The sequence below is a fragment of the Amycolatopsis dendrobii genome (assembly GCF_014145675.1).
Classification (GTDB): domain Bacteria; phylum Actinomycetota; class Actinomycetes; order Mycobacteriales; family Pseudonocardiaceae; genus Amycolatopsis; species Amycolatopsis dendrobii.
On record NZ_JACGZW010000009.1, the window covers coordinates 370,249 to 391,270 of the forward strand.

At 69.6% G+C, this 21,022-nt stretch carries 18 protein-coding genes; 13 read left to right on the forward strand and 5 right to left on the reverse strand.

From position 1 onward, the window contains the following. Window positions 1–161: 161 nt before the first annotated feature. Entirely contained in the window at window positions 162–758 is a 597-nt protein-coding gene (locus H4281_RS27545; protein ID WP_182893808.1) for a TetR/AcrR family transcriptional regulator, read from the reverse strand. Window positions 759–837: 79 nt separating this feature from the next. Between H4281_RS27545 and H4281_RS27550 the strand changes: the two genes are divergently transcribed. Beyond that, window positions 838–1,584, forward strand: coding sequence for an alpha/beta fold hydrolase (locus tag H4281_RS27550; protein WP_182893809.1), 747 nt, complete (start codon window positions 838–840; stop codon window positions 1,582–1,584). A 6-nt stretch (window positions 1,585–1,590) separates the two neighbouring features. On the opposite strand, the gene H4281_RS27555 is transcribed toward H4281_RS27550, so the two are convergent. Next, the gene (locus H4281_RS27555) at window positions 1,591–2,358 is read right to left on the reverse strand and encodes a methyltransferase (protein ID WP_220507874.1); all 768 of its coding nucleotides are present in this window, start codon (window positions 2,356–2,358) and stop codon (window positions 1,591–1,593) included. Between the two features lie 117 nt (window positions 2,359–2,475). On the opposite strand from H4281_RS27555, the gene H4281_RS27560 reads away from it, so the two are divergent. The 7 genes from H4281_RS27560 (at window position 2,476) to H4281_RS27590 (ending at window position 9,990) form a co-directional block, all read left to right on the forward strand. Next, entirely contained in the window at window positions 2,476–2,847 is a 372-nt protein-coding gene (locus H4281_RS27560) for a YciI family protein (protein ID WP_182893811.1), read from the forward strand. Further along, window positions 2,844–4,043 (forward strand): RNA polymerase sigma factor, encoded by a 1,200-nt coding sequence (locus tag H4281_RS27565; RefSeq protein WP_182893812.1) that lies wholly within the window; start codon window positions 2,844–2,846, stop codon window positions 4,041–4,043. Before H4281_RS27560 ends, H4281_RS27565 begins: the two co-directional genes overlap by 4 nt. Before the next feature lie 90 nt (window positions 4,044–4,133). Further along, entirely contained in the window at window positions 4,134–5,741 is a 1,608-nt protein-coding gene (locus H4281_RS27570) for a fatty acyl-AMP ligase (RefSeq protein ID WP_182893941.1), read from the forward strand. Then, entirely contained in the window at window positions 5,734–5,991 is a 258-nt protein-coding gene (locus H4281_RS27575) for an acyl carrier protein (RefSeq protein WP_182893813.1), read from the forward strand. Before H4281_RS27570 ends, H4281_RS27575 begins: the two co-directional genes overlap by 8 nt. A 1-nt stretch (window position 5,992) precedes the next feature. Then, window positions 5,993–6,325: a hypothetical protein gene (locus H4281_RS27580; protein ID WP_037807383.1), complete on the forward strand. Its 333-nt coding sequence runs from the start codon at window positions 5,993–5,995 to the stop codon at window positions 6,323–6,325. Further along, window positions 6,325–9,576: a WXG100 family type VII secretion target gene (locus H4281_RS27585; protein ID WP_182893814.1), complete on the forward strand. Its 3,252-nt coding sequence runs from the start codon at window positions 6,325–6,327 to the stop codon at window positions 9,574–9,576. Before H4281_RS27580 ends, H4281_RS27585 begins: the two co-directional genes overlap by 1 nt. Before the next feature lie 9 nt (window positions 9,577–9,585). Further along, window positions 9,586–9,990 carry a hypothetical protein gene (locus H4281_RS27590; protein ID WP_182893815.1) on the forward strand — a complete coding sequence of 135 codons (405 nt, stop codon included), beginning with the start codon at window positions 9,586–9,588 and terminating at the stop codon, window positions 9,988–9,990. A 43-nt stretch (window positions 9,991–10,033) separates the two neighbouring features. Here H4281_RS27590 and H4281_RS27595 read toward each other — a convergent pair whose 3' ends face one another. Beyond that, window positions 10,034–11,023, reverse strand: coding sequence for an NADP-dependent oxidoreductase (locus tag H4281_RS27595; protein ID WP_182893816.1), 990 nt, complete (start codon window positions 11,021–11,023; stop codon window positions 10,034–10,036). 123 nt (window positions 11,024–11,146) lie between these two features. On the opposite strand from H4281_RS27595, the gene H4281_RS27600 reads away from it, so the two are divergent. The 4 genes from H4281_RS27600 to H4281_RS27615 all read left to right on the forward strand — a co-directional run bounded on the left by H4281_RS27600 (window position 11,147) and on the right by H4281_RS27615 (window position 16,009). Then, window positions 11,147–12,040, forward strand: coding sequence for a LysR family transcriptional regulator (locus H4281_RS27600; protein WP_182893817.1), 894 nt, complete (start codon window positions 11,147–11,149; stop codon window positions 12,038–12,040). A 230-nt stretch (window positions 12,041–12,270) separates the two neighbouring features. Next, window positions 12,271–13,869, forward strand: coding sequence for a carboxylesterase/lipase family protein (locus H4281_RS27605; protein ID WP_182893818.1), 1,599 nt, complete (start codon window positions 12,271–12,273; stop codon window positions 13,867–13,869). A 371-nt stretch (window positions 13,870–14,240) separates the two neighbouring features. Further along, window positions 14,241–15,173 (forward strand): patatin-like phospholipase family protein, encoded by a 933-nt coding sequence (locus H4281_RS27610; RefSeq protein ID WP_182893819.1) that lies wholly within the window; start codon window positions 14,241–14,243, stop codon window positions 15,171–15,173. Continuing rightward, on the forward strand, window positions 15,170–16,009 hold the full coding sequence (locus H4281_RS27615; protein WP_182893820.1) for an SDR family oxidoreductase: 840 nt from the start codon (window positions 15,170–15,172) through the stop codon (window positions 16,007–16,009). The genes H4281_RS27610 and H4281_RS27615 overlap by 4 nt, the downstream gene beginning before the upstream one ends. On the opposite strand, the gene H4281_RS45230 is transcribed toward H4281_RS27615, so the two are convergent. Further along, window positions 16,010–16,198, reverse strand: a complete 189-nt coding sequence (locus tag H4281_RS45230) for a hypothetical protein (protein WP_220507875.1) — start codon at window positions 16,196–16,198, stop codon at window positions 16,010–16,012. Continuing rightward, window positions 16,180–17,661, reverse strand: a complete 1,482-nt coding sequence (locus H4281_RS27625; RefSeq protein WP_182893821.1) for an FAD-dependent oxidoreductase — start codon at window positions 17,659–17,661, stop codon at window positions 16,180–16,182. The genes H4281_RS45230 and H4281_RS27625 overlap by 19 nt, the downstream gene beginning before the upstream one ends. A 123-nt stretch (window positions 17,662–17,784) precedes the next feature. Between H4281_RS27625 and H4281_RS27630 the strand changes: the two genes are divergently transcribed. Further along, on the forward strand, window positions 17,785–20,895 hold the full coding sequence (locus tag H4281_RS27630; protein WP_182893822.1) for an ATP-binding protein: 3,111 nt from the start codon (window positions 17,785–17,787) through the stop codon (window positions 20,893–20,895). Window positions 20,896–21,022 lie beyond the last annotated feature (127 nt).

Genomic DNA, 21,022 nt, shown 5'->3' on the forward strand with positions numbered 1-21,022 from the left:
TGGCAAGGGCGATCCCTGTTCGCGATCGACGAAAGCCCAGATGGCCGCGGACAATCCGATGTCCCGCTTCGGTGCGCCGGAGGAGGTCGCGGCGGCGATGTTGTTCCTGGCCTTCGGCGCCACCTGCACCACGGGTACGGAATTGGCGGCGCGACGCAGCTCTAGGACAGTGCCCGTTTCCACACTTCAACGGCGCAGCGGCACAGCTCGGTCGGCTCCACCGCGGCCGGGTCGAGCAGGCATTGCAGTGCGATGCCGCGGAGTTGCCCGACGATGGCGACGGCGATCTGCTCCGGATCGATGTCGGCGCGGATGGTGCCTTCAGCGATACCCGCGGCGATCTCCTGACGCAGGTCGTCGCGGAAGGCGGTGTCGCGTTCGCGGAAGATCGGGGCGAGTTCCGGTGCGGTCATCGATTCCGCCCACAGCACGAGGAAAGCGCGGCTCAGCACGTCGGGTTCGCTGAGCCGGGCGAGGTAGCCGTCGATCAGCCGCAGCAGCCGGTCAAGGCCGGGTGGCTGGGTGTCGAGACCGGGGACGAAACCGGTCTGCGTGGTGCGGGCGAGTTGTTCCAGCAACGCCTGTTTTCCGCCGAAGTGGTGGGTGACCAGGCCGCGGCTGTATCCGGCCCGCTCGCCGACGCGCGCCAAGGTCACGGCGCGTACGCCTTCCTCGACGACCAGTTCGGCGGCGGCTTCCAGCAAAGCGGCCGAGGCCTGGTCGCGGCGTTGCTGTTGAGTGCGGCGGGGCGTGGTCACGGGAAGTAACTCTACAACATACTTGCCAGCTGACAAGCAAGTATGCGTAGAGTGGGAGTGACGAGAGGGAGGAAGTCCGATGACCGCAGTTTTCGTTCACGGCAATCCGGAAACCGCCGCGGTGTGGGAGCGCCTGCTTGCCGAGCTGGGCGATCGGCCGACCGTGTGCCTGTCGCCGCCCGGGTTCGGCGCGCCGTGGCCGGAGGGGTTCGGCGCGACGGCCGTCGAGTATCGCGACTGGCTGATCGCCGAGCTGGAGAAGTTCCCCGAACCGGTCGACCTGGTCGGCCACGACTGGGGCGGCGCGCACGTGGTCAACGCAGTCATGGCCCGTCCGGAATTGGTGCGCACCTGGGTCAGCGACGCGGCCGGCGCGTTCGACCAGGACTACGTCTGGCACGACCTCGCCCAGGGGTGGCAGCAACCCGGCGTCGGCGAGGAATCCGTCGCGGCGATGTTCGGTGCGCCGGTGGAAGCCCGGGCCGCGCGCCTGGTCGGCGGCGGAATGCACGAAGCGGTGGCCGCCAAGGTCGCCGAAGGAATGAACGACGACATGGCCCGCGCGGTGCTGCCGCTCTACCGGTCCGCGGCGCAGCCGGCGCTCGCGGAGGCCGGCCGTGATCTCGAACGCGCGGCCGAGCGTCCGGGGCTCGTCGTGCTGGCGACCGGGGACCACTTCGTCGGCACGGACGAGCAACGCCGCCGCGCGGCCGCGCGGGCCGGGGCGAAGGTCGCGGTGCTGGAGGGGCTCGGGCACTGGTGGATGACGCAGGACCCGGTCCAGGGCGCGCGCGTCCTCGCGGAGTTCTGGGACTCGTCCAAATAGGACAGATCAGGCCCGCGCGACGAGATGGAACACGCGGCTGAGCCGCCGGTACGGATCTCGTCGCGCGGCCTCCAGTTCGACCTCCGCGATCTCGCCGATCCGGCTCTCGTCTACATCCAGGTCCATCCAGTCGGCGAACAGCCAAACCCCGTACCAGGCAAGAGGTTCGGCTCCCTGTCCGATGAGCAGCTGCGACAACCCGGCGACCGTGTCGGCGCGCGTGTCCACGCCGAGGACGCCTCGCTCGCCCTGCGCGTCGAACGCCGTCAGCGCGTCGCTCCACCGCCCTTCCAGCGCGGGGAGGACGGCCAAGGTCTCGGCGTTGAGCGCCATCACCGAGACGATCCCGCCCGGTGCCGAGCAGGCGCACAACGCGTCGATCATCGGCACAGGATCGTCCACATACATCAGCACGCCGTGGCACAGCACCGCGTCGAATTTCTGGCCCGCGACCGCCGCGACCGCGTCCTCGCCGCGGCTGCGCACCAGCTGGACGCGCTCGCGAACCTCAGCTGATTCCGAAGCGAGGCGCTGTTCCGCCTTCGACAGCATCGCGTCCGACGAGTCCAGCAGCACGACGTCGTAACCCAGGCGTGCCAACGGAAACGACTGATGTCCGGCCCCGCCGCCGACGTCGAGTACCGTCGCCGGCGGCGGAGGCAGGTGCGTCAGGAGCTGCTGATGCAGGACGTACGTGCGGACTCGGCCCTTGACGGTCGCGTACGCGCCTTCCACGAACGGACTCGCCAGCGCGGCCCAGGCGTCGGTCTCCATGCCGTTCATAGTGCGCCCGGAATCATGGTGACGCGCGTCACATAAGGTCCATGTCCAGAACCCGCCCGCGCCTCCGACCACTCCGCGAAAGACCCCGAAACCACGAGGAGCACGACGATGAAGTTCCTGATCAGCCTGCACATCAACCAGTCCGTTCTCGACGCGCTGACCGACGAGGAGAAGGAAGCCCTCGGCAACGGCGTCACCGCGTTCATGGAGTCGACCAAGAAGTCCGGCGAGCTGATCGCCGCACAGGCGCTCGCTGACCCGTCGCAGGCCGCGGTCGTGTCGGTGCGCAACGGGCAGCCGGTGGTGACCGACGGGCCGTTTCTCGAGTCCAAGGAGTTCCTCGGCGGCTACTACCTGATCGACGTCGAGAGCAAGGAACGGGCGATCGAGCTGGCCGCGCAGGTCCCGGACGCCGCGATCGAGGGGCTCGGCGTCGAGGTGCGCCAGGTGATGTTCTCGGAAGGACAATTGGACGCGTGACCGCCCCCTCCGTCGAGGACCTGCTGCGCGAGCTCGTGCCGCAGGTCCTTGGCGTGCTGGTGCGCCGGTACGGCCAGTTCGAGGGCTGCGAGGACGCCGTGCAAGAGGCGGTCCTCGCGGCTTCTCGGCAATGGCCGGTCGAAGGCGTGCCGAACAATCCGCGCGGCTGGCTGTCGACGGTCGCGTCCCGGCGCTATGTCGACCAGTTGCGCAGCGACCAGGCGCGCCGCGAGCGCGAGCTGGCGAACGCCGCCGAGGCCGCGCCCGAGGTGCCCGACACCGACGACACGCTGCTCTTGCTGTTCCTCTGCTGCCATCCGGCGCTGACCCCGGCGTCGCAGACCGCGTTGACCCTGCGCGCGGTCGGCGGTCTGACGACGGCTGAGATCGCCCGCGCGTTTTTGGTGCCGGAGGGCACGATGGCTGCCCGGATCAGCCGTGCCAAACAGCGGATCAAGGCGGCGGGCAGCTCGTTCCCGGGTTCGGCGGAACCGGAGCGGCTGAACGTCGTGCTGCAGGTGCTCTACCTGATTTTCAACGAGGGCTACACCGCGTCGTCGGGCAGCGATCTGCACCGCGCAGACCTGGCGCACGAGGCGATTCGGCTGGCCAGGATGGTGCACGCGCGACTGCCGGACGACAGCGAGGTGACCGGTCTGCTCGCGTTGATGCTGCTGACCCATGCCCGCCGCACGGCCCGAACGACGCCGTCCGGCGACCTGGTTCCGCTGGCCGATCAGGACCGCACGACGTGGGATCGCGCGATGCTGGAGGAGGGCACTGAGCTGGCGAAAGCGTCGCTGGCCGGTCCGGCGCTCGGCCCGTATCAGCTGCAGGCGGCGATTGCCGCGACGCATGCCGACGCGGCCACCGCGGACGAGACCAACTGGCGGCAGGTGCACGCGCTTTACCTGATCCTGGAACGGATCGCGCCCAATCCGGTGGTGACGTTGAACCGGGCGATCGCGCTCGCCGAAACGGAGGGGCCGCGGGCCGGGCTCACGCTGTTGTCCACATTGGACGGTGAGGAACGGATAGCGCGGCATCACCGGCTGCTGTCGGTGCGGGCGCATTTGCTGGAGAAAGCCGGGGATCTGCCTGGCGCGTACGAGAACTACCGGCTGGCCGCGAAGGCGACGGCGAGTATCGCGGAGCGACGCTATCTGGAATCCCGAGCCGCCAAGGTACGCGAGTGAATTCTCCGTGCCCGGGCTCGCGGGCCGGTCGCGAAGTCGAGTAGGTTGCGCTGCGTGTCCCGGACGTCTGCGAGCGTGCCTGACGAGGTCATGCGCGACTCGATCGTGGACCGGCTGTTCGCCCGCGCGGACGACGAACGGCCGCTGTTCACCCACCAAGATCACCACCGCGGCGTCGAGCACACCCTGACCTGGACGGAATTCGCCGCCAAGGTCCGGATCGTGGCCGGGGAATTGCGCCGGGTCGCGGAACCGGGCGAACGCGTCGCGATCCTCGCCGGACAGGAACTCGCTTATCCACTGGCGTTTTTCGGTGCGCTCGCCGCCGGGATGGTCGCCGTTCCCCTGATGCTGCCCGGCAATCGCGCGCAGTCCGACCGGCTTTCCGGGGTCCTCGCCGATTCCGGCGCGCGGGTGTGGGCGACGTCGTCCGCCGTCGCGGCGAAGGTGCGCGAGTTCAGCGATCCCGGCGACCTCGTGGTGGTCGACGAACTGTCCGGACCGGGCGCCGACCCGGTCCGCGTAGATCCGGAAAGCCCCGCCTACCTGCAGTACACGTCGGGATCGACGCGCGAACCGGCGGGCGCGGTGATCCCGCACCGGGCGATCGTCGCGGCTTGCTGGCAGGCCAGCCAGGCCTACGCCTCGGACGAGCGGACGACCTGTGCCGGCTGGATCCCGTTCTTCCACGACATGGGCCTGATCCAGCTGCTGTGCCTGCCGGTTTACGTCGGCGGGCGGTCGGTGTTCATGTCGCCGGCGGAGTTCGTGCACCGGCCGCAGCGGTGGCTGCGCCAGCTTTCGGACTATCCGGACGTCTTCACCGCGGCCCCGAATTTCGCCTACGACCTGGCCGCTGACGTCGGCGCGGAGGACGACCTCGACCTGTCGGACGTCCGGGTCGCGCTCAACGGAGCCGAGCCGGTCCGGCCGCGCACGGTCGAGCGGTTCCACGAGGTGTTCGGCCCGCGCGGGTTCCGCGCCGAGGCGCATCGGCCGTCGTACGGGCTGGCCGAGGCCACGGTTTACGTCGCGAGCGCGGGCGAGGAAGGCCCACGCGGCGCGGTGCTCGACCGGGAAGCCCTTGCCCAGGGCCGCGCCGTCGAAACGCCGGATGGCCAGCCGGTCATGTCGGTGGGACGGCCGGTCGGGCAGCTCGTGCGGATCGTCCACGACGGACACGAGCAGCCCGAAGGCGAGGTCGGCGAGATCTGGGTGCACGGCCCGAACGTCGCGTCCGGCTACTGGGGTCGCGGCGACGCGGACTCGTTCGGCGGCGTCCTCGACGGGCTCGACGGCTGGCTGCGCACCGGCGACCTCGGCGTGTTCCACCGCGGCGACCTCTACGTCACCGGAAGGCTCAAGGACCTGATCGTCGTCGACGGCCGCAACTTCCATCCGCAGGACCTCGAGGCGGCGGCGGGCGAGGCACACCCGGCGATCCGGCGTGACCGGGTCGCGGCGTTCGGGGTCGCCGACGAACAGGGCGAGGGCGCGATGGTGGTCGCGGAATGGGCTCGCGGAGCGGAAGCCGAGGTCAAGGACGTGACCAGGGCCGTGCTGCGAGCGGTGTCGAGGGAGCACGATCTCACGCTCCGTGCGGTACACCTGGTCCCTTCTGGCGGACTTCCGCGCACTTCCAGCGGAAAGGTCGCCCGCTCCGCCGCCAAGGCGCGTTACGGTGGCGTCCGTGGGTGATCACTGCGCCGAGGTCACGAAGGTCGTCAGCGACACCTTCCGGCTCGACCCGGCCCTCGTCGTGCCCGACGCTCCGCTGGAGGAGCTCGGCATCGACTCGAAGGGCCGGATCCGGCTTCTCGCGGCGCTGGAGATCTACTACGACGTGTCGATCGATCTGGACGAGCTCGATCGGTTTACCGACGTGGAATCCGTGGCGGTTGTGCTCGCGGAGGCACTGACAGCTTGCCGAGCTGAGGAGAAGCACTGAAATGAGCGGTGGGGGCGGGTACACCGCGACAACCGAAGCGTTGTCGAAGGCGTCGAAGAAGATCGGCGACCTGGCGGAGAAGCTGCTTGACGACAATCCGGACCTCGAAACCTCCGAGCTGACCAAGGAGAAGTTCGGCCGGGTGCACCAGGCGCACGCCGACAAGTACCTCGAAGGAACCAAACAGCTGTGGGGCGCGCTCTCCGGCTACAGCAAGGCGCTCGAATCGTTCGGCACGAACATCAGCACCGCCGGGTCTGCCTACGGCACGAACGAGGACAACCAGTCCGGCGCCATCACCAAGACCGGCAACGGCGTCGACGGGATCCTCTGATGGCGGACGAAAACAAGCCGAAGACGTGGCCGGATGTCAAGAAGCTCCTCGACAACTCGGCGGTGCCGCCGGAGCTGAAGGACGGCCTGCTTCGGGCGTGGGTCCACGAACACCCGAATCCAGAGGGCGACGAGGGCAAGGACGTCGCGAAGTACATCAAGTCGTACGGGCGCACGTTCATCACCATCCCGAACGACCCGTTCGCGGCTCCGGGCGGCGCCCCGCCGCTCGAGCAGGTCTACGAAGAGGCCCGGCAGAAGGGCCAGCAGGCCAGCTACAACCAGGACGAGAAGAAAAAGGAAGTCGACAAGGGCAAGGGCGAGCTCGACAAGAAGCAGCCGCCCGCCCCCGGCGAGGGCAAGGACGCCGCGGCCACCGGCACGAAGACTTCCGATGAACTCTTCGACCCCGCGGCGGCCGCGCTGCGGGTGTTCGAGACCTTCGGCGGGCTGCTCGAGAAGCTTCCCGACGACTGCAAGGGCAACACCCGCAAGCTCGACCTCGACAAGGACATCCGCGGTCCGTTCGACGAGCAGCGCGGGATCAGCTTCGAGGGTTTCATCAACGACGCCATGCATTTCAAGCACGGCTCGGAAACCGTGAAGTCGACGCTGACCGACACCGGAACCGAACTGGGCACCCTCTTCGGGACCTGGACCGGCGCGGGAGCCGACGCGGCGTCGGACCGGTACAACGAGAGCATCCAGAAGAAGGCCGCGAAGCTGGGCGAGGATCTCAGCCACGCCAGCGAAGCGACGCTGCACACCACGAAGACGCTGTTCGACCTGTGCAAGGGGAAGGCCGACCAGGTCATCGCCCTGTACCGCGACCAGGTCGGCAAGGCCGACTACACGATGGCGCAGAAGGTCATCGCGGTCGCCAACGGCGAGCACGGCAGTGTCGACGACCTGGCGCAGATCGCCGGCTGGATGGACTACAACTTCGGCACCAACCTGGTCGACACCCTCAACGACCAGGGCTGCTGCAACGACGACGAGATCCAGAGCCACGGCAAGGACCTCGCCAAGCAGTGGATCATGAACCAGTTCAACCCCGACATGTGGGACACCATCTACAAGGGGTTCGAGAAGGCCTGCAAGGACGCCAAGGACCTCGTCGACAAGGCGTACGACGCCCTTGACAAGGAAATGGGCAAGATCAAGAACAAGTTCGAGGGCGCCAAGGACGGCGGGGCCGGCGGGGCTGGTGGCACCGGTGGTCCTGGCGGGCCCGGCGGCGGTGGTCCTGGCGGTGGCGGTCAGGGGCCTGGCGGCAACGGCGGCTACGGCGGTGGCCAGGGCGGTTCCGGCAACTACGGCGGGGGCCAGGGTGGTCCCGGCGGCGGTTATGGCGGCGGATCCGGTGGCGGATCCGGTTCGGACACGCCGCAGGGCGACCACCCCGGCGGTTCCGGCGGCGGCACTGGGGGCGGCACCGGCGGCGGTTCCGGTTCGGGCGGCGGGTCCGGCAGTGGTTCCGGCGGGGGCGGCGGGAAGGTTCCCGACCTCGACGTTCCGTCGGATTCGCCTGGTGGCGGCCCCCTCGGCGGCGGCTCGGGCGATGGTCCCGGCGGCGGGACTGGCGGCGGCGGTCCGGTGGACGGCCCGCCGATCAAGACCGATCCCGGCGGTTCCGGTTCCGGAGGGTCGGGTTCGGGTGGCCCGTCGGGCGGCGGTTCCGGAGGCGGGGACCACGGCCAGTCCGAGCAAGAGGCCAAGCAGCGGGCCGAGGAAGAGGCCAAGCAGAAGGCGCAGGCGGAGGCCAAGCAAAAGGCCGAGGCCGCGATGGACGCGCTGAAGAAGGACTCGCAGGGCAGCCACGGCGGCGGCTCCCTCGGCGGACCCGGCGGCGGCGAACCCGGTTCGACCGGCGACGGCAAAGGCCCAGACGGGAAGGGTCCGGACGGGAAGGGCCCTGACGACAAGGTTCCCGGCGACGACAAGAGCCCCGGCGACAAGGGCGGCGGCGGTTCCGGCGGCGGCGGTCCGGTGGACGGCCCGCCGATCAAGACCGACCCCGCCGACGGCGGTCCCGGCGGCGAAGACGGCAAGCCCGGCGAGGACAAAAACCACGACGGCAAGCCGGACGACGACGGCAAGCCGGGTGAGGACAAGAATCACGACGGCAAGCCCGACGACGACGGCAAGGGGCACGACGGCAAGCCGGGTGAAGACAAGAACCACGACGGCAAGCCCGACGAGGACGGCCGCGATGTCCTGAAGGTCAAGCAGGGCGACAAGACCTTCGAAATGTCCGAGCCGGACCACGACGGCAAGATGGACATCAAGATCGGCGAGGGCTCCGGGAACGTCAAGGACTTCAAGATCGACTGGTCCGACGACAAGTCCGCGCACGACGGCGGAGCCGGCCAGCACGGCGACCAGGTCCACCACCCCGGTCCGGACGGAAAGATCCACCTCCGCGACGGCGACACGAAGATCACCGCGGAGCGTCCGGACGGGCCGAACGGGCCGACTGTCGTCACGGTCGACGACGGCAAGGGCAACCCGACGACGTACACGCTCGGCGAGGAAGACAAGCCGCAGCACACGCGTCCGATCGACCACGGTCCGGAGATGCCCGGCGACGGCACCGGCAGGCAGCACGCGGGCGACGGTCCCGGCGGCGATCACAAGGGACCCGACGGCAACGGGCATGGCGGCGCCTCGCCCAGCAGCCACCCCGGGCATCCGATCGAGGGCGGCCCGGGTCCGGAGATCTCGCACACCGGCGACCCGCTGGGCGGACACCCGGCAGGGGATCCGGCCGGAGGCGGCCCCGGGACCTCGGGTTCGGACGCCCCAGGGCACCACGCGGGCGGTCCGGCCCAGCCGTTGCACCACGGCGTACCGAGCGGGGCTCCTGGGCATCCGATTGAGGGCGGTCCCGGTCCGGAGATGTCGCACAGCGGAGGTCCGGGCGTGCCCGCCGGCGCTCCGAGTGCTCCGCTGCACGGCGCGCCCATGGTCGGCGTCGACAACACGCCCGTAGCCGGCACCCACACCGGCGGCGGGTTCTCGCAGCCCGCGGGTGACCACTCCGGTCAACCGGGTCAGTCCGGCGGCTCCGGGATGCCCGGCATGGGCGCGATGGGCGGCGGCCACGGCGGCGGTGGCGGAGGCGGCGAGACCGAGCGGCGCGCGGCGTACCGCGTGGAGGGCGCGGTCTTCGACAACCTCGCGGAGCCTGCCAGCCGGATCACTGGTTCACTCGACGATGACGACGACGCGCCGATCATCCGGACCAGGTAGGAGGCACGCATGAGCGAAACCGCCGCGATGAAGGCCGAACTGGACGCGCTGGTCCGGGAGCAGGCCGACCGCAGGGCACTGCGCGAGCAGAAGGCCGAGGAGATCAAGGCGCAGTCCCAGGAGTACATGACCAAGCAGGTGCAGGCGGCCGAACGGTACGTCCAGCACCGGCGGGAGATGGGGAAGCGCAAGACCAAGTCCGGGTGGAGCACGGACCGGCCGAGCACCGAACCGCCCTCGGCGTTCGATTCCGACGAGTTCGGCAACGAGCCCGGTTCGGCGTCCCCGTTCGCGGTGACTCCGAATCAGCCCGCGCTGCGGAGCGAGGCGCCGCGTCGTCCGGCGCGCCGCCCGCGTCCGGTGGAAGACGACGAGGACGACGACGCCTTCCTCAACAACCGTTGGCGCGATTGAGATTCTGGCCCGGGAGGGGGCTCATTCAGCCCCCTCCCATCGGTCAGATCCGGACCAGCATTTTCCCGACGTTCGCCCCGCGCAGCATCCCGATGAACGCGTCCACGATGCTGGAAAACCCTTCTGCCACAGTCTCGTTCACGAGCACCCGCCCGCTGCGGACGTGCGGGATCAGGAACTCCTCGAACTCTTCGCGCGCGTCGAGGTGATTGCGCACCAGAAACCCTTCGATCCGAAGGCTTTTCCCGACCACGTCGAACAGATTGCGCGGCGCGCTCGGCGGTGTGCGCAGGCTGTTGTACTGCGCGACTGAACCGCACCAGGCGACCCGGCCGCGCTCGCGAAGGACATCGATCGCGGCGGCCAGGTGATCGCCGCCGACGTTGTCGAAGTACACGTCGATTCCGTCCGGAGCCGCTTTCGCGAGCAGATCGGTGACCGGACCGTCGTGGTAGTTGAAGGCGGCGTCGAAACCGAGGTCGCGAGTCAGGTGCTCGACCTTCGCCGCTGACCCGGCGCTGCCCACGATCCGTCCCGCGCCGAGCAGTCGCGCGATCTGCCCGGCCGCGCTGCCCACCGCACCGGCCGCCGCGGAGATGAACACGTCGTCACCGGGCCGGACCTGCGCGATCCGAGTGAGCCCGACGTACGCGGTGAGCCCGGTCCCGCCAAGAACGCCGAGGTAGGCGCTCAGCGGAACGCCATCCGCGGGCGTGATCGTCCGGACATCGGCGGTGGTGACGACCGCGTGGGTTGCCCAGCCGTGCCGATGGAACACCGTCGTGCCGACCGGCAGCTTCGGCTCCTTCGACTCGACCACCTCGCCGATCGTGCGGCCCTCCAGTCCCGCGCCGAGTTCCCAGCCACCCCATTCCATGAACTCGCGCATGTACGGATCGACGGACAGGTAGCGGTTCTCGACCAGCACCTGTCCGTCGGCGAGGTCCGGCAGCGGCTGGGTGACGAACTCGAAGTCGGCGGCGCTCGGCGCACCCTCGGGGCGGCGGACCTGGCGGACGGCGGTCAGGGACACGTGATCTCCTTAGTTGGCTCTGACCAGCAACTTAAGTGCGCCGAAGCCGCTCGGGCAGACCTCCGGATCGATGGACCGCGCCAATCCATGAATCCTGCTCATGGTTACGGCTAGGCTGGCCGCATGGATGCTGTCGACCTCACGCCGGGCGAGTTGCGCCTGCTGCTCGCGGTGGAGCGCACCGGCAGCTTCACCGCCGCTGCCGCCGAGCTGAGCCTGACTCAGTCCGCGGTCTCGCACGCAGTCCGGACCTGCGAACGCAAGGTCGGCGCCGTCCTCTTCGACCGCGGCCGAACCGGCGCCCGTCCCACCGCGGCCGGTGCCCGCGCACTCGTGCACGCCCGGCTGATCCTGCGCCAACTCGACGTTCTCCGCGCCGAAGCTCGGGGTGCGGCCGCCGGATCCCTCGCCGGTCCGCTGCGAATCGCCGCTTTCCGCAGTGCCGCAGCACATCTCTTGCCCGCGGCGCTGGAACGCTTGACCGCCAAGCATTCCGGCCTGCACCCGCAGGTGCTGATCGTCCCCGAACTGGGCCGCGGCACCGCGGGCGAGGTCGCCGACGGACGCGCGGACGTCGCCGTCGCGACCCTCGGCGAGGACGAAACCCCGCCCGCCGGATTGGTCGCCGGTGAACTGTTCCGGGAGCCGTATTTCCTGGTCAACCCGGGCAATCAGCCCGATCCGCGCGGCCTGCCGCTGCTCGACTGGCCGGAAAACTGCTCCTCCTACACCCGATCCTGGTGGGCCCGGCAGGACTGGTTGCCGTCAGCGAAAATGGAGGTCGCCGACGACGGCGTGGTCCTTTCCATGGTGGCGCAAGGGATCGGCATGGCGATCCTGCCGAAACTCACCCTCGCCGCCACTCCGCCGGGCGTCGCCGTTATCCCGATCTCCGACCCGCCTACTCGGCGAATCGGGTACGTAGCCACCTACGCCGGTGCGCAATCCCTTGCGGTGCGCGAATTGGTACGGGAGTTGCGCGCGGTGGCCGAGGCGGAGTTCCTCAGGGCGGCTTGATCCCTGACAAAGACCATCGTCCCCGGGAATTTGACACCTTTCGCGCGCCCGAACGGAGGTTGTGCCTCCTCGCGCGGCGGCCAGACTGGAGGCACCCGGGACGCGTTCCCGCGGCGATGGCCCGCAGTCGGTCATCGGTCGAGCCCATGCCGGTAAACCGCCTGTTCGTGCGTGGTTGCTGCTCGTCGTTCGTTCGGCCTCCCCGGCCAGGCGGGAGCGAAGGAGGACGGATGAGATTCGACGGGAAGGTGCCCGCTGTCCTGGCGGCTGTCGTCGGGGTGGTGATGTCGGTGGCCGGATCGGCGGCGCTGGCCGCCAAGGTGGGCGCGCCAGCGTGTTCCCCGGACACGACGGTCACCACCGACGACGGCCCGGTGTGCGGGGTCGCGAACGCGGAGATCAAGTCGTGGCAAGGGATTCGCTATGGTGCGCCGCCGGTCGGCGAGTTGCGCTGGGCGCCGCCGCAGCGGCCCGCGCACTGGACTGAGCCGTTCGCCGCGACCGCGGAGGGCAGCGAGTGTCCGCAGCCGCCCGGCACTGGTCCTGGGTCGGACAACGAGGATTGCCTCAATCTGACCGTGCGCACGCCGGCCAACGCGGGTCCCGGTCCGTTTCCGGTGATGGTGCATATCCACGGCGGCGGATTCCTGTTGTGGAAGCCGACGGACGCGAGCCGTCTCGTGACCGCGGGGCACGTCGTCAGCGTGGAGTTCAACTACCGGCTCGGAATTTTCGGCTTCCTCGCGCATGAATCCTTCGGTGCGCACGCCGGGAACTACGGTCTTCAGGACCAGCAAGCCGCGCTCCGTTGGGTGCAACGCAACATCGCGAAGTTCGGCGGCGACCCGCACAACGTCACGATTTACGGCGATTCCGCGGGCGGTTCGAGCGTTTGCGCCCACACCGCGTCGCCGGGCTCGGCGGGGCTGTTCCAGCGCGGGATCAGCCAAAGCGGAGAGTACAACTCGCTGCTCGGCGCCGACATCATCTGGCAAACACAGGACTGCAAATCACAATTGCCCACCGAGAAACAAGCGCGGCACAAGGGCGAGCGATTCGCCAAGGCGCTGGGTTGTTCCACCGCTGCTTGTCTGCGCGCACTGTCCGCGTCGGCTGTGCTCAAACAGGCCGATCACGGGCGAAACCCGGACAACGGCACGGTCGCACCGATCGTCGACGGGGTCACGCTGCCGATGTCGCCCGCCGAAGCTTTCGACACCGGACACGTCAATCACGTAGCGCTGATGCACGGCGTCGATCGCGACGAAACTCAACTGCCGTTCGCTGAGACCGCCGCCGATTACGACAAATTCATGAAGCAGCAGTACGGAAAGCACGCCGACGAGGTCCGCAAGACCTATCCGCTGAAACGATACCCCGCGCCGGCCCCGTTCCTTGCCTACCGGACCGCCGTCGCCGACTCCAACTCGGTCTGCCCCGCACTGATCAACGACGAACGGCTCTCGCGGCGCCTCCCGGTCTTCGCCTACCAGGTCGACGACACGGATATCCCGCCGCAATTCTTCGTCGACCCTGCCAAACCCAACGGCGCCTACCACGTCGCCGAATGGCTGCTGATGTTCCCGAACGGCGTCCAGCTGACGCCCAACCAGCAGGCGCTCGCCGACCAGCTGCTGACCCAGTGGTCAGGTTTCGCACGCACCGGAAACCCCACGGTGGACGGTGCACCGCAGTGGGATCCGTACACAAAGGACAATCCGGTGGTGATGGCGCTCAACGCAGCGGGCGACAGCCAGCTCACGACGGAGATCCCGCGCCAGCACCACTGCGCGGAACTCTGGGATCCGTTGACTCCCTTCAGTCACTGACAAGTCCTGCCCGGTCGGGCTGTTTCGGCGTCAGCTTCATCGCCTGGCGAAACAGCTGTCAGGTAAAACGCGCTGGCCGGGCAAGTGGTGGGCGGACGGCTGTGACCTTCTCGCCTTCGCACTCGAAGCCGCGACCCGCTGCCTCGGCGTCCTGACCGCGCTCGCCGTGACGACCATGGCCGAGCTGGCTCTCTGGGTCCTGCCGCCGCTGCTCGTCATCCGTCGCCCGGCTCGGCGTGGAAGTGCATCGCGAAGAACACCGGCCGCAACAAGGTCGTCAGCAGCGCCGGCCTCGTCTGACCGGTATTGCCCCGCCCGCAGAAATGACATACGGTTCCGCCACTGACACGCGATTCCGCAGAGGTGGATCGATGACCAAACGCGCACTGGTGCTCGGATGTGGCGGCACGCTCGGCTTCGCCTGGACCGCCGTTGCCCTCGCTGCGGTCGAGGCCCAGCTGGGATGGGACGCGCGCGAAGCCGACGTCCTGGTCGGCACCTCGGCGGGCGCGGAGATGGCGGCGTTCCTCGGCTCCGGCATCGGGGTCGGCGAGATCATGGCCGCGCTGCACGGCGAGCCCGCCGACGACCGCGTCGTGCACCATCTCGCTCGGCATCCGGGCATGCTGCCGCCGTTGCCGACCCCGGTTTGGCCTGGTCTCGGACTCACCGCCGCGGCATTGCGCGGCCGGGTGGACCTGCTGGCCGGGCTGGCCGGAGCGTTGCCGAGAGGACGTGGCGACGCTGGATGGCTGCGCGACCTCGGCGCCGCATTGGCCAATGCCGAAGGCTGGGTCGAGCACCCGCGGACCTGGCTGGTCGGAGCCGATCTCCGCACGGGGGAACGGGTCGCGTTCGGGGATTCGCGGCGGATCCAGCTCGGCACCGCGATTGCCGCGTCCTGGGCCATTCCGGGCTGGTTCCCGCCGGTCGCTGTCAACGGCCGCCCGTACGTCGACGGCGGCACCGTCTCGCCGACGTCCGCCGATCTCGTCATCCCGGCCGGGGTCGAGGAGGTCGTGCTGATCCCGCCGATGTCCACGTCCGGCGGCGCGCCCGGCCGCGGCTTCGCGCGAGTCGAACGACTCGCCCGGCGCGCGATGACCCGGCGTGTTGACGCAGAGGTCAAGCAGCTCCGCGCCGCCGGAATCCGCGTGCTCCGGATCGAACCCGGCCAGGCCGAACTCGACGTCATGGGCCCGAATTTCATGGACCTGCGCCGCCGCGCCGACGTGCTCCGCGCCTGCCGCACCCTGACCCCGCCGCGCGTGCGCGCCGCCATCGACCAAGGAGCGATCCGATGACCTACCCGAAAATTGCCCTCGACGGCGCGTCGGTCGCGATCACCGGCGGAGGCGCCGGGATCGGCCGCGCGGTCGCCAAGTTGTTCGCGAGCAAGGGCGCGCACGTCGCGATCGGCGACCTCGACCAGACGGCCGCTGAGGAGACCGCCGAGCTGGTCGGCGGCACCGCGCACCGTCTCGACGTCGCCGACCGCGACTCGTTCGCGTCCTTCGTCGCCGCGGCCGAGAAGGCCCACGGACCGTTGCACGTGCTGGTGAACAACGCCGGCCTCATGCCGAACGGCGGATTCCTCGAACTCGCCGACGCCACCGACCGGCTGCAGATCGACGTCAACCTCGGCGGCGTTCTCAACGGGATGAAACTGGTGCTGCCCGGCATGGTCGAACGCGGTTTCGGCCACGTCGTCAACGTCGCTTCGCTGGCGGGCAAATTCCCGGTCAAGGGACTGGCCGTCTACAACGCGACCAAATTCGCCGTGGTGGGGCTGACGGCCGCGACCCGCTTGGAGTTCGCGGACGCGGGCGTCAGCCTCACCGCTGTGCTGCCCTCGGCGGTCGACACCGCACTCGCCTCCGGCCTCGACATGCGGCCGATCCCGAAGGTGCAGCCGGAAGACGTCGCCAGCGCGGTCGTCGATTCGGTGCGCAACCGCCGCGGCGAAATCGCCGTTCCTGGCTATGTCGGCCTGCTCGCGGCGGCCGCGGGGGTTACCCCGGAGCCGGTCCTCAACCGCATCCGGCGGCTGGTCCGAGACGATCGCGCGTTGCACTCGGACCAGCCGGAACGATCTGCGTACCGGGCGAATCTCGAGGCACAGCAAGGAACTCGGCGATAGTCAGGCGACCAGGCGCAGCCACGCTTCGGCGAACATGCCGTCCGCGGCGAGCAAATGTGCGTAGTATTTGCGGGCATGTTCGCGCACTGCCTGGATTTTCGGGTCCAGGTCGACTCGCTCGTTTCGCTGGGAATCGGTGATCGAATCGCCGGTGAACAGTATGCCCGCTCTTAGTTTGCACCGAACCACTGAGTTTTGGCCTGAGCGAACGATTCCTGGGAAAATTCGCGGTCTCCCGCCCATGCGACGATGCCGTCCGGACGAACGAGTGCGGCGCCCAGTCCGAAGTCTTCCTGCGCCGCACCGGCCGCGTAATGCAACTGGCCCGCTGCCTCGCGCAGACGCTGGTCAGCGGTGAAGTCGAGGACGACGCCACCGCCGTCCTGCATCAGGTCCCCGAGGCGAATCCCGTTTGCCAGCTGGAAATCCGGGGCGTAACGACCGATCAGCGGATGCTCGTCGCCGAGGTCGTAGCGGAGCGACGCGCCAGACATCTTCCCGTACACATAGGTCGTGCCGTCGCGAGTGGTGAGCAGGTCGCGGAGCACACCCTGCACTGCCTGACCGTGCGCGTCCGGCCGCATCGCCGCCGCCTGCGCACGCGTCCAATCCAGCACCCAGGCACCGACGGGATGGCGTTCGCGGGTGTAGCTGTCCAGAAGCGCTTCCGGTGCCTCCGCGCGGATCACCGCCGCGAGCTTCCACCCGAGGTTCAAGGCGTCGCTGATACCGGTGTTGAGTCCCTGGCCGCCCAGCGGGGAGTGGATGTGCGCGGCGTCGCCGGCGAGCAGCACGCGGCCGCGCCGATACGTCGTGGTCTGCATCGCGCGATCGGTGAACGTCGAAACGAGACGGACGCCGGTCAGCGTGACGTCGGTGCCGGACACCCGGCGCAACACGGCCTGCAGGTGCTCGAGACTCGGCTTCTGTGTGCGGTCGAACGCGCCGCGGTCGAAGTCCAGCACGCCGAGGTGTCCCGGCGTGGGCATCTGGACGTACATCCCGTTCGGAGTCAGGCTGAATCCCGGGCTCAGCTTCTCGGGATCGGCGAGGTCGACGAGCATGGTGTAGCCGGTGAACTGCGGTTCGGTACCGACGAATTCGAAACCCGCCAGCCCGCGCACGACACTGCGCCCGCCGTCGCAGCCGACCCCCCAGCGCGCCGCGTACTCCTGCTCGCCCGCTCGCACCACCACGCCGTCTTCGTGCTGCTCAACGCCGGAAACCTCGACCCCGCGCCGGATTTCGACGCCGAGCTTGGCCGCTCGTTCGGACAGCACCGCTTCAATCGCGTCGAGGTTGGTCATCATGCCGCCGGGCAGCGAGTTGGGCAGCCAGTACGGCAGTGCGTCGACGTCGATCATCGCCGGATCGAGCATCATTCCGGCGAAGTGGCCCGCTGCGCTCGGCCGCTCTTCGCTGGGCCGGGCGTGGATGTCCGATGTCGCCATCAGCGGAGACAACATCCCGCGCCGGTGGAACGCCTCGATCGACGTGGCCGACAGTCCCCGCATGCCGAGCGGCGCCGTCCGCCACTGGGAACCCGGTTCGGGCTCCCGTTCGAGCACCAGGACCGAACTGCCGCCGAGTCCGAGCTCGCAGGCCAGGAACAGACCGACCGGCCCGGCACCCACGACTACTGCGTCATACATGGCAAACCCCCTGTGTTCTCGTTCGCTGAAGCCACCTTGGCTACCGCCGCTCACACCGCCCGCACACGGCGCTCACGCGGGGGCACGTGGCGCTGCCACCGGTGTTCGCGCGAAGATCGTCGAATGGACGGGAGCGCGCGGCTTCGAGTCACGCTGCTCGGGGCGTTTCAGGTGACGCGGGGCGCCGAGGCCCTCGCGGTGCCCGGTGCCCGGTTGCGGGGACTGGTCGCGCGGCTGGCGCTGGCCGGGGGACGTCCGGTCGGGCAGAGCGCCCTGGTCGACGCGATCTGGGCCTCCGACCTGCCCTCCGACCCCGCGCACGCCCTGCAAGCCCTGGTCTCCCGGCTGCGCCGATCGCTCGGCTCGCCCAGCGAAGTCACGCAGGTCGGAGGCGGTTATCGGCTGACCATCGACCCCGCCGACGTGGACGCACTGCGCTTCGAACAACTCGCGACCGCTGGCGGCGCGGCTTCTCTGGATGAAGCCGTGCGGTTGTGGGGCGACCGTCCAGGCGTCGAGCCCGCCGCGGTCGCCGCGATCGATCCCGCCGCCGCGACTAGGTTGGCTCGCCTGTCGATCGAAGCCGTCACCGACCTTGCCGAAGCGGAGCTTTCCCAGGGCCGCCCCGACTCCGCCATCGCCCGCCTGACCGCCCTGCTCGCCGACCAGCCTGTCCACGAACGCGCTGCCGCAGTGCTCATGGACGCCCTCGCCGCGCAAGGCCGTCAGGCGGAAGCCCTGGCCCAGTACGAACAAATCCGGAAAGCCCTTGCCGACGATCTCGGTACCGATCCGGGCACCGCGCTGCGCGAACGCCACTTGAACCTGCTGCGCGCCGAACCAGTCAAGGCGACCAAACCAGCCGCCTTGCCCGCGCCGCTGACCAGCTTCGTCGGCCGCGTCGACGACCTGTCCCGGATCGACACCTTGCTCGACGCCGGCCGGTTGGTCACCGTGCTCGGCCCCGGCGGCGCCGGAAAGACGCGGATCGCCCTGGAGGCCGCCCGCCGCCGGGAATACCGCGACGGCTGCTGGCTGATCGATCTCTCGTCGGTCGCCGAACCGGCCAAGGTCGCCGCCGCGATGCTGGCCGCGATCGGACTCCGCGCCGCGGCGCTGTTCGAGGCCTCGGCCAAACCCGTCGGCGACCTGGACGCGCTGGCGGATCAGTTGGGCAGCAAGGAAACCCTGCTGGTGGTGGACAACTGCGAGCACCTGATCGACGCCGTAGCCCACCTCCTTTCCGCGCTGCTGCCTCGCTGCGCCGGTCTGCGGGTCCTGGCCACCAGCCGCGAGCCGCTCGCGATCGACGGCGAGGCGCTGGTCCCGCTCGGCCCGCTTCCGCTGCCCGAACCGGACGCGACCGTCGAGCAGGCCCGCGACACCGCGTCCGTGCGGCTGTTTCGCGAGCGAGCAGCCGCCGTGCGCCCCGGTTTCACGGTGGATGAGCGCAATCTCGACGACGTGCTGCGCATCGTCCGCGGCCTGGACGGCATGCCGCTGGCACTGGAACTGGCCGCGGCCCGCCTGCGGACGCTTTCCTTGGCAGACCTGGCGGCCGGCTTGTCCGACCGATTCCGCCTCCTCACCACCGGCAGCCGCACGGCTTTCCCCAGACACCGCACGCTGCGCGCCGTGATCGCCTGGAGCTGGGACCTGCTCAGCGAGGACGCGCGGACGGTCGCGGAACGGATCTCGGTCCTGCCCGGCGGCGTCACCCCCGCCTCGGCCGCCGCGGTCTGCGCTCTTCCCGTCGAGCAAGCCCGGGAACTGCTCGCCGACCTCGTCGACCGCTCGCTGCTCCAACTCGTCCCCGGCCGGTACCGGATGTTGGAGACCATCCGCGAATACGGGCTGGAATGCCTTGCCGAACAAGGGATTCTGCCCGCCGTACGGAGCCTGAGCGCCGAATACTTCGCCGAACTGACCGCCGTCAACGCCCCGCTTCTGCGCGGTCCCAGGCAACTCGACGCGCTCCACCTGGTGACCGCCGAATACGACAACGTGCTGGCTGCCCTGCGCCACCTCTGCGACACGTCGGACGCCGGGCTCGCTCTCGCGCTCGACCTGACCTGGTACTGGCACATGCTGGGCCGGCACGCCGAATCCTCGTACTGGCTCGGCCAAGCCGCCCGCTCCGCCCAGCCGGGCGTGAACCACGACATCGCCGCGGCCGCGCTGCTGCTGGACGCCGACGTCCCGGCGGACGAGGCTGTCTCCCGCCTGCTGAACTACCCGGAGCTGCCCGCCTTCGGAGTGCTGACCGCCGTCGAACTGGCCGCCCGCACCGGAACCGACGCGTCCCCGCTCATCCAGCGGACAGCCGACGGCCCGGACCGCTGGCTGGCCGGATTGGCCCGGATCGCCCGTGCCGAACTAGCCGAAAACGACGGCCATTTAGCCGAGGTCGGTGAAGATGTGGCCGTCGCATTGGACTGTTTCACCGAGGCGGGCGACAGCTGGGGCCTCGCGATGGCCCTGCCGATGCGCGCCCTGCTGCGGCAATACGACGGCGACCTGGCCGGCGCGCTGGCCGATCTGACCGAGGCCAAACGGCTGGCCAGGGAGTTCGGCTCGCTCAACCACAGCGACGAGACCTTCATCGACCTGCGCCTGATCGACCTGCACGTCCGGCTGGGCGAAACCGGCCAGGCCGCGGCGATGATCGAGGTGACCCGGGACCGCACGCTGCGCTCGACCGTGCCCGAGACCGTGGTGCTGCTGGATGCGCGAGAGGCCAGCTTCCGCCTGCGAACCGGTGATCTGACCCGGGCCCGCGAGCTGATCGAGGAGGCCGAGGCCGGGCTGTCCGCCGACCTCCCGTTCGGCGGCGATCACGGACAGGCGCTGGTCAGCGGGGTACGAGCCGAACTCTGCCTGGAACTCGGCGACGGCCCCGGCGCCGAGACCGCGCTGAACCAGGCGTACGCGGCCGCGGTCGACAGCAAGGACCTGCCGATCGTGGCCACCGTCGCGGTGACGGTCGCTGGCCTGGCCGAGCTGTACAACCGGTTCCAGGACGGTGCCGTGATCCTCGGCGCGGCAGCCCGGCTGCGCGGCGCCCACGACCAGACTGACCTGCAAGTACGCACCCTGAGCAGCCGCGGCCGGCTAGCCATGGGCGAGGCCCGTTTCGCGGCGGCGTACGAAAGCGGCTGGCGACTGTCCGCTCCGGAAGCGATAGCCCGGACCGATCCGGCCCGCCTGCGCCGGAACGGTTCGTTTTCCGGATAGCCGAGCTGTTCGGTTACGCGGCTAGACCATCGCCAGCGAGCCCTGCACGGTGGAGACAACCCCAATTCCTTCCGGACCGGAGGCCGGGAGGTTCAGCGGTGCCTGCGGGAAACGTTCCCTTCGCGGC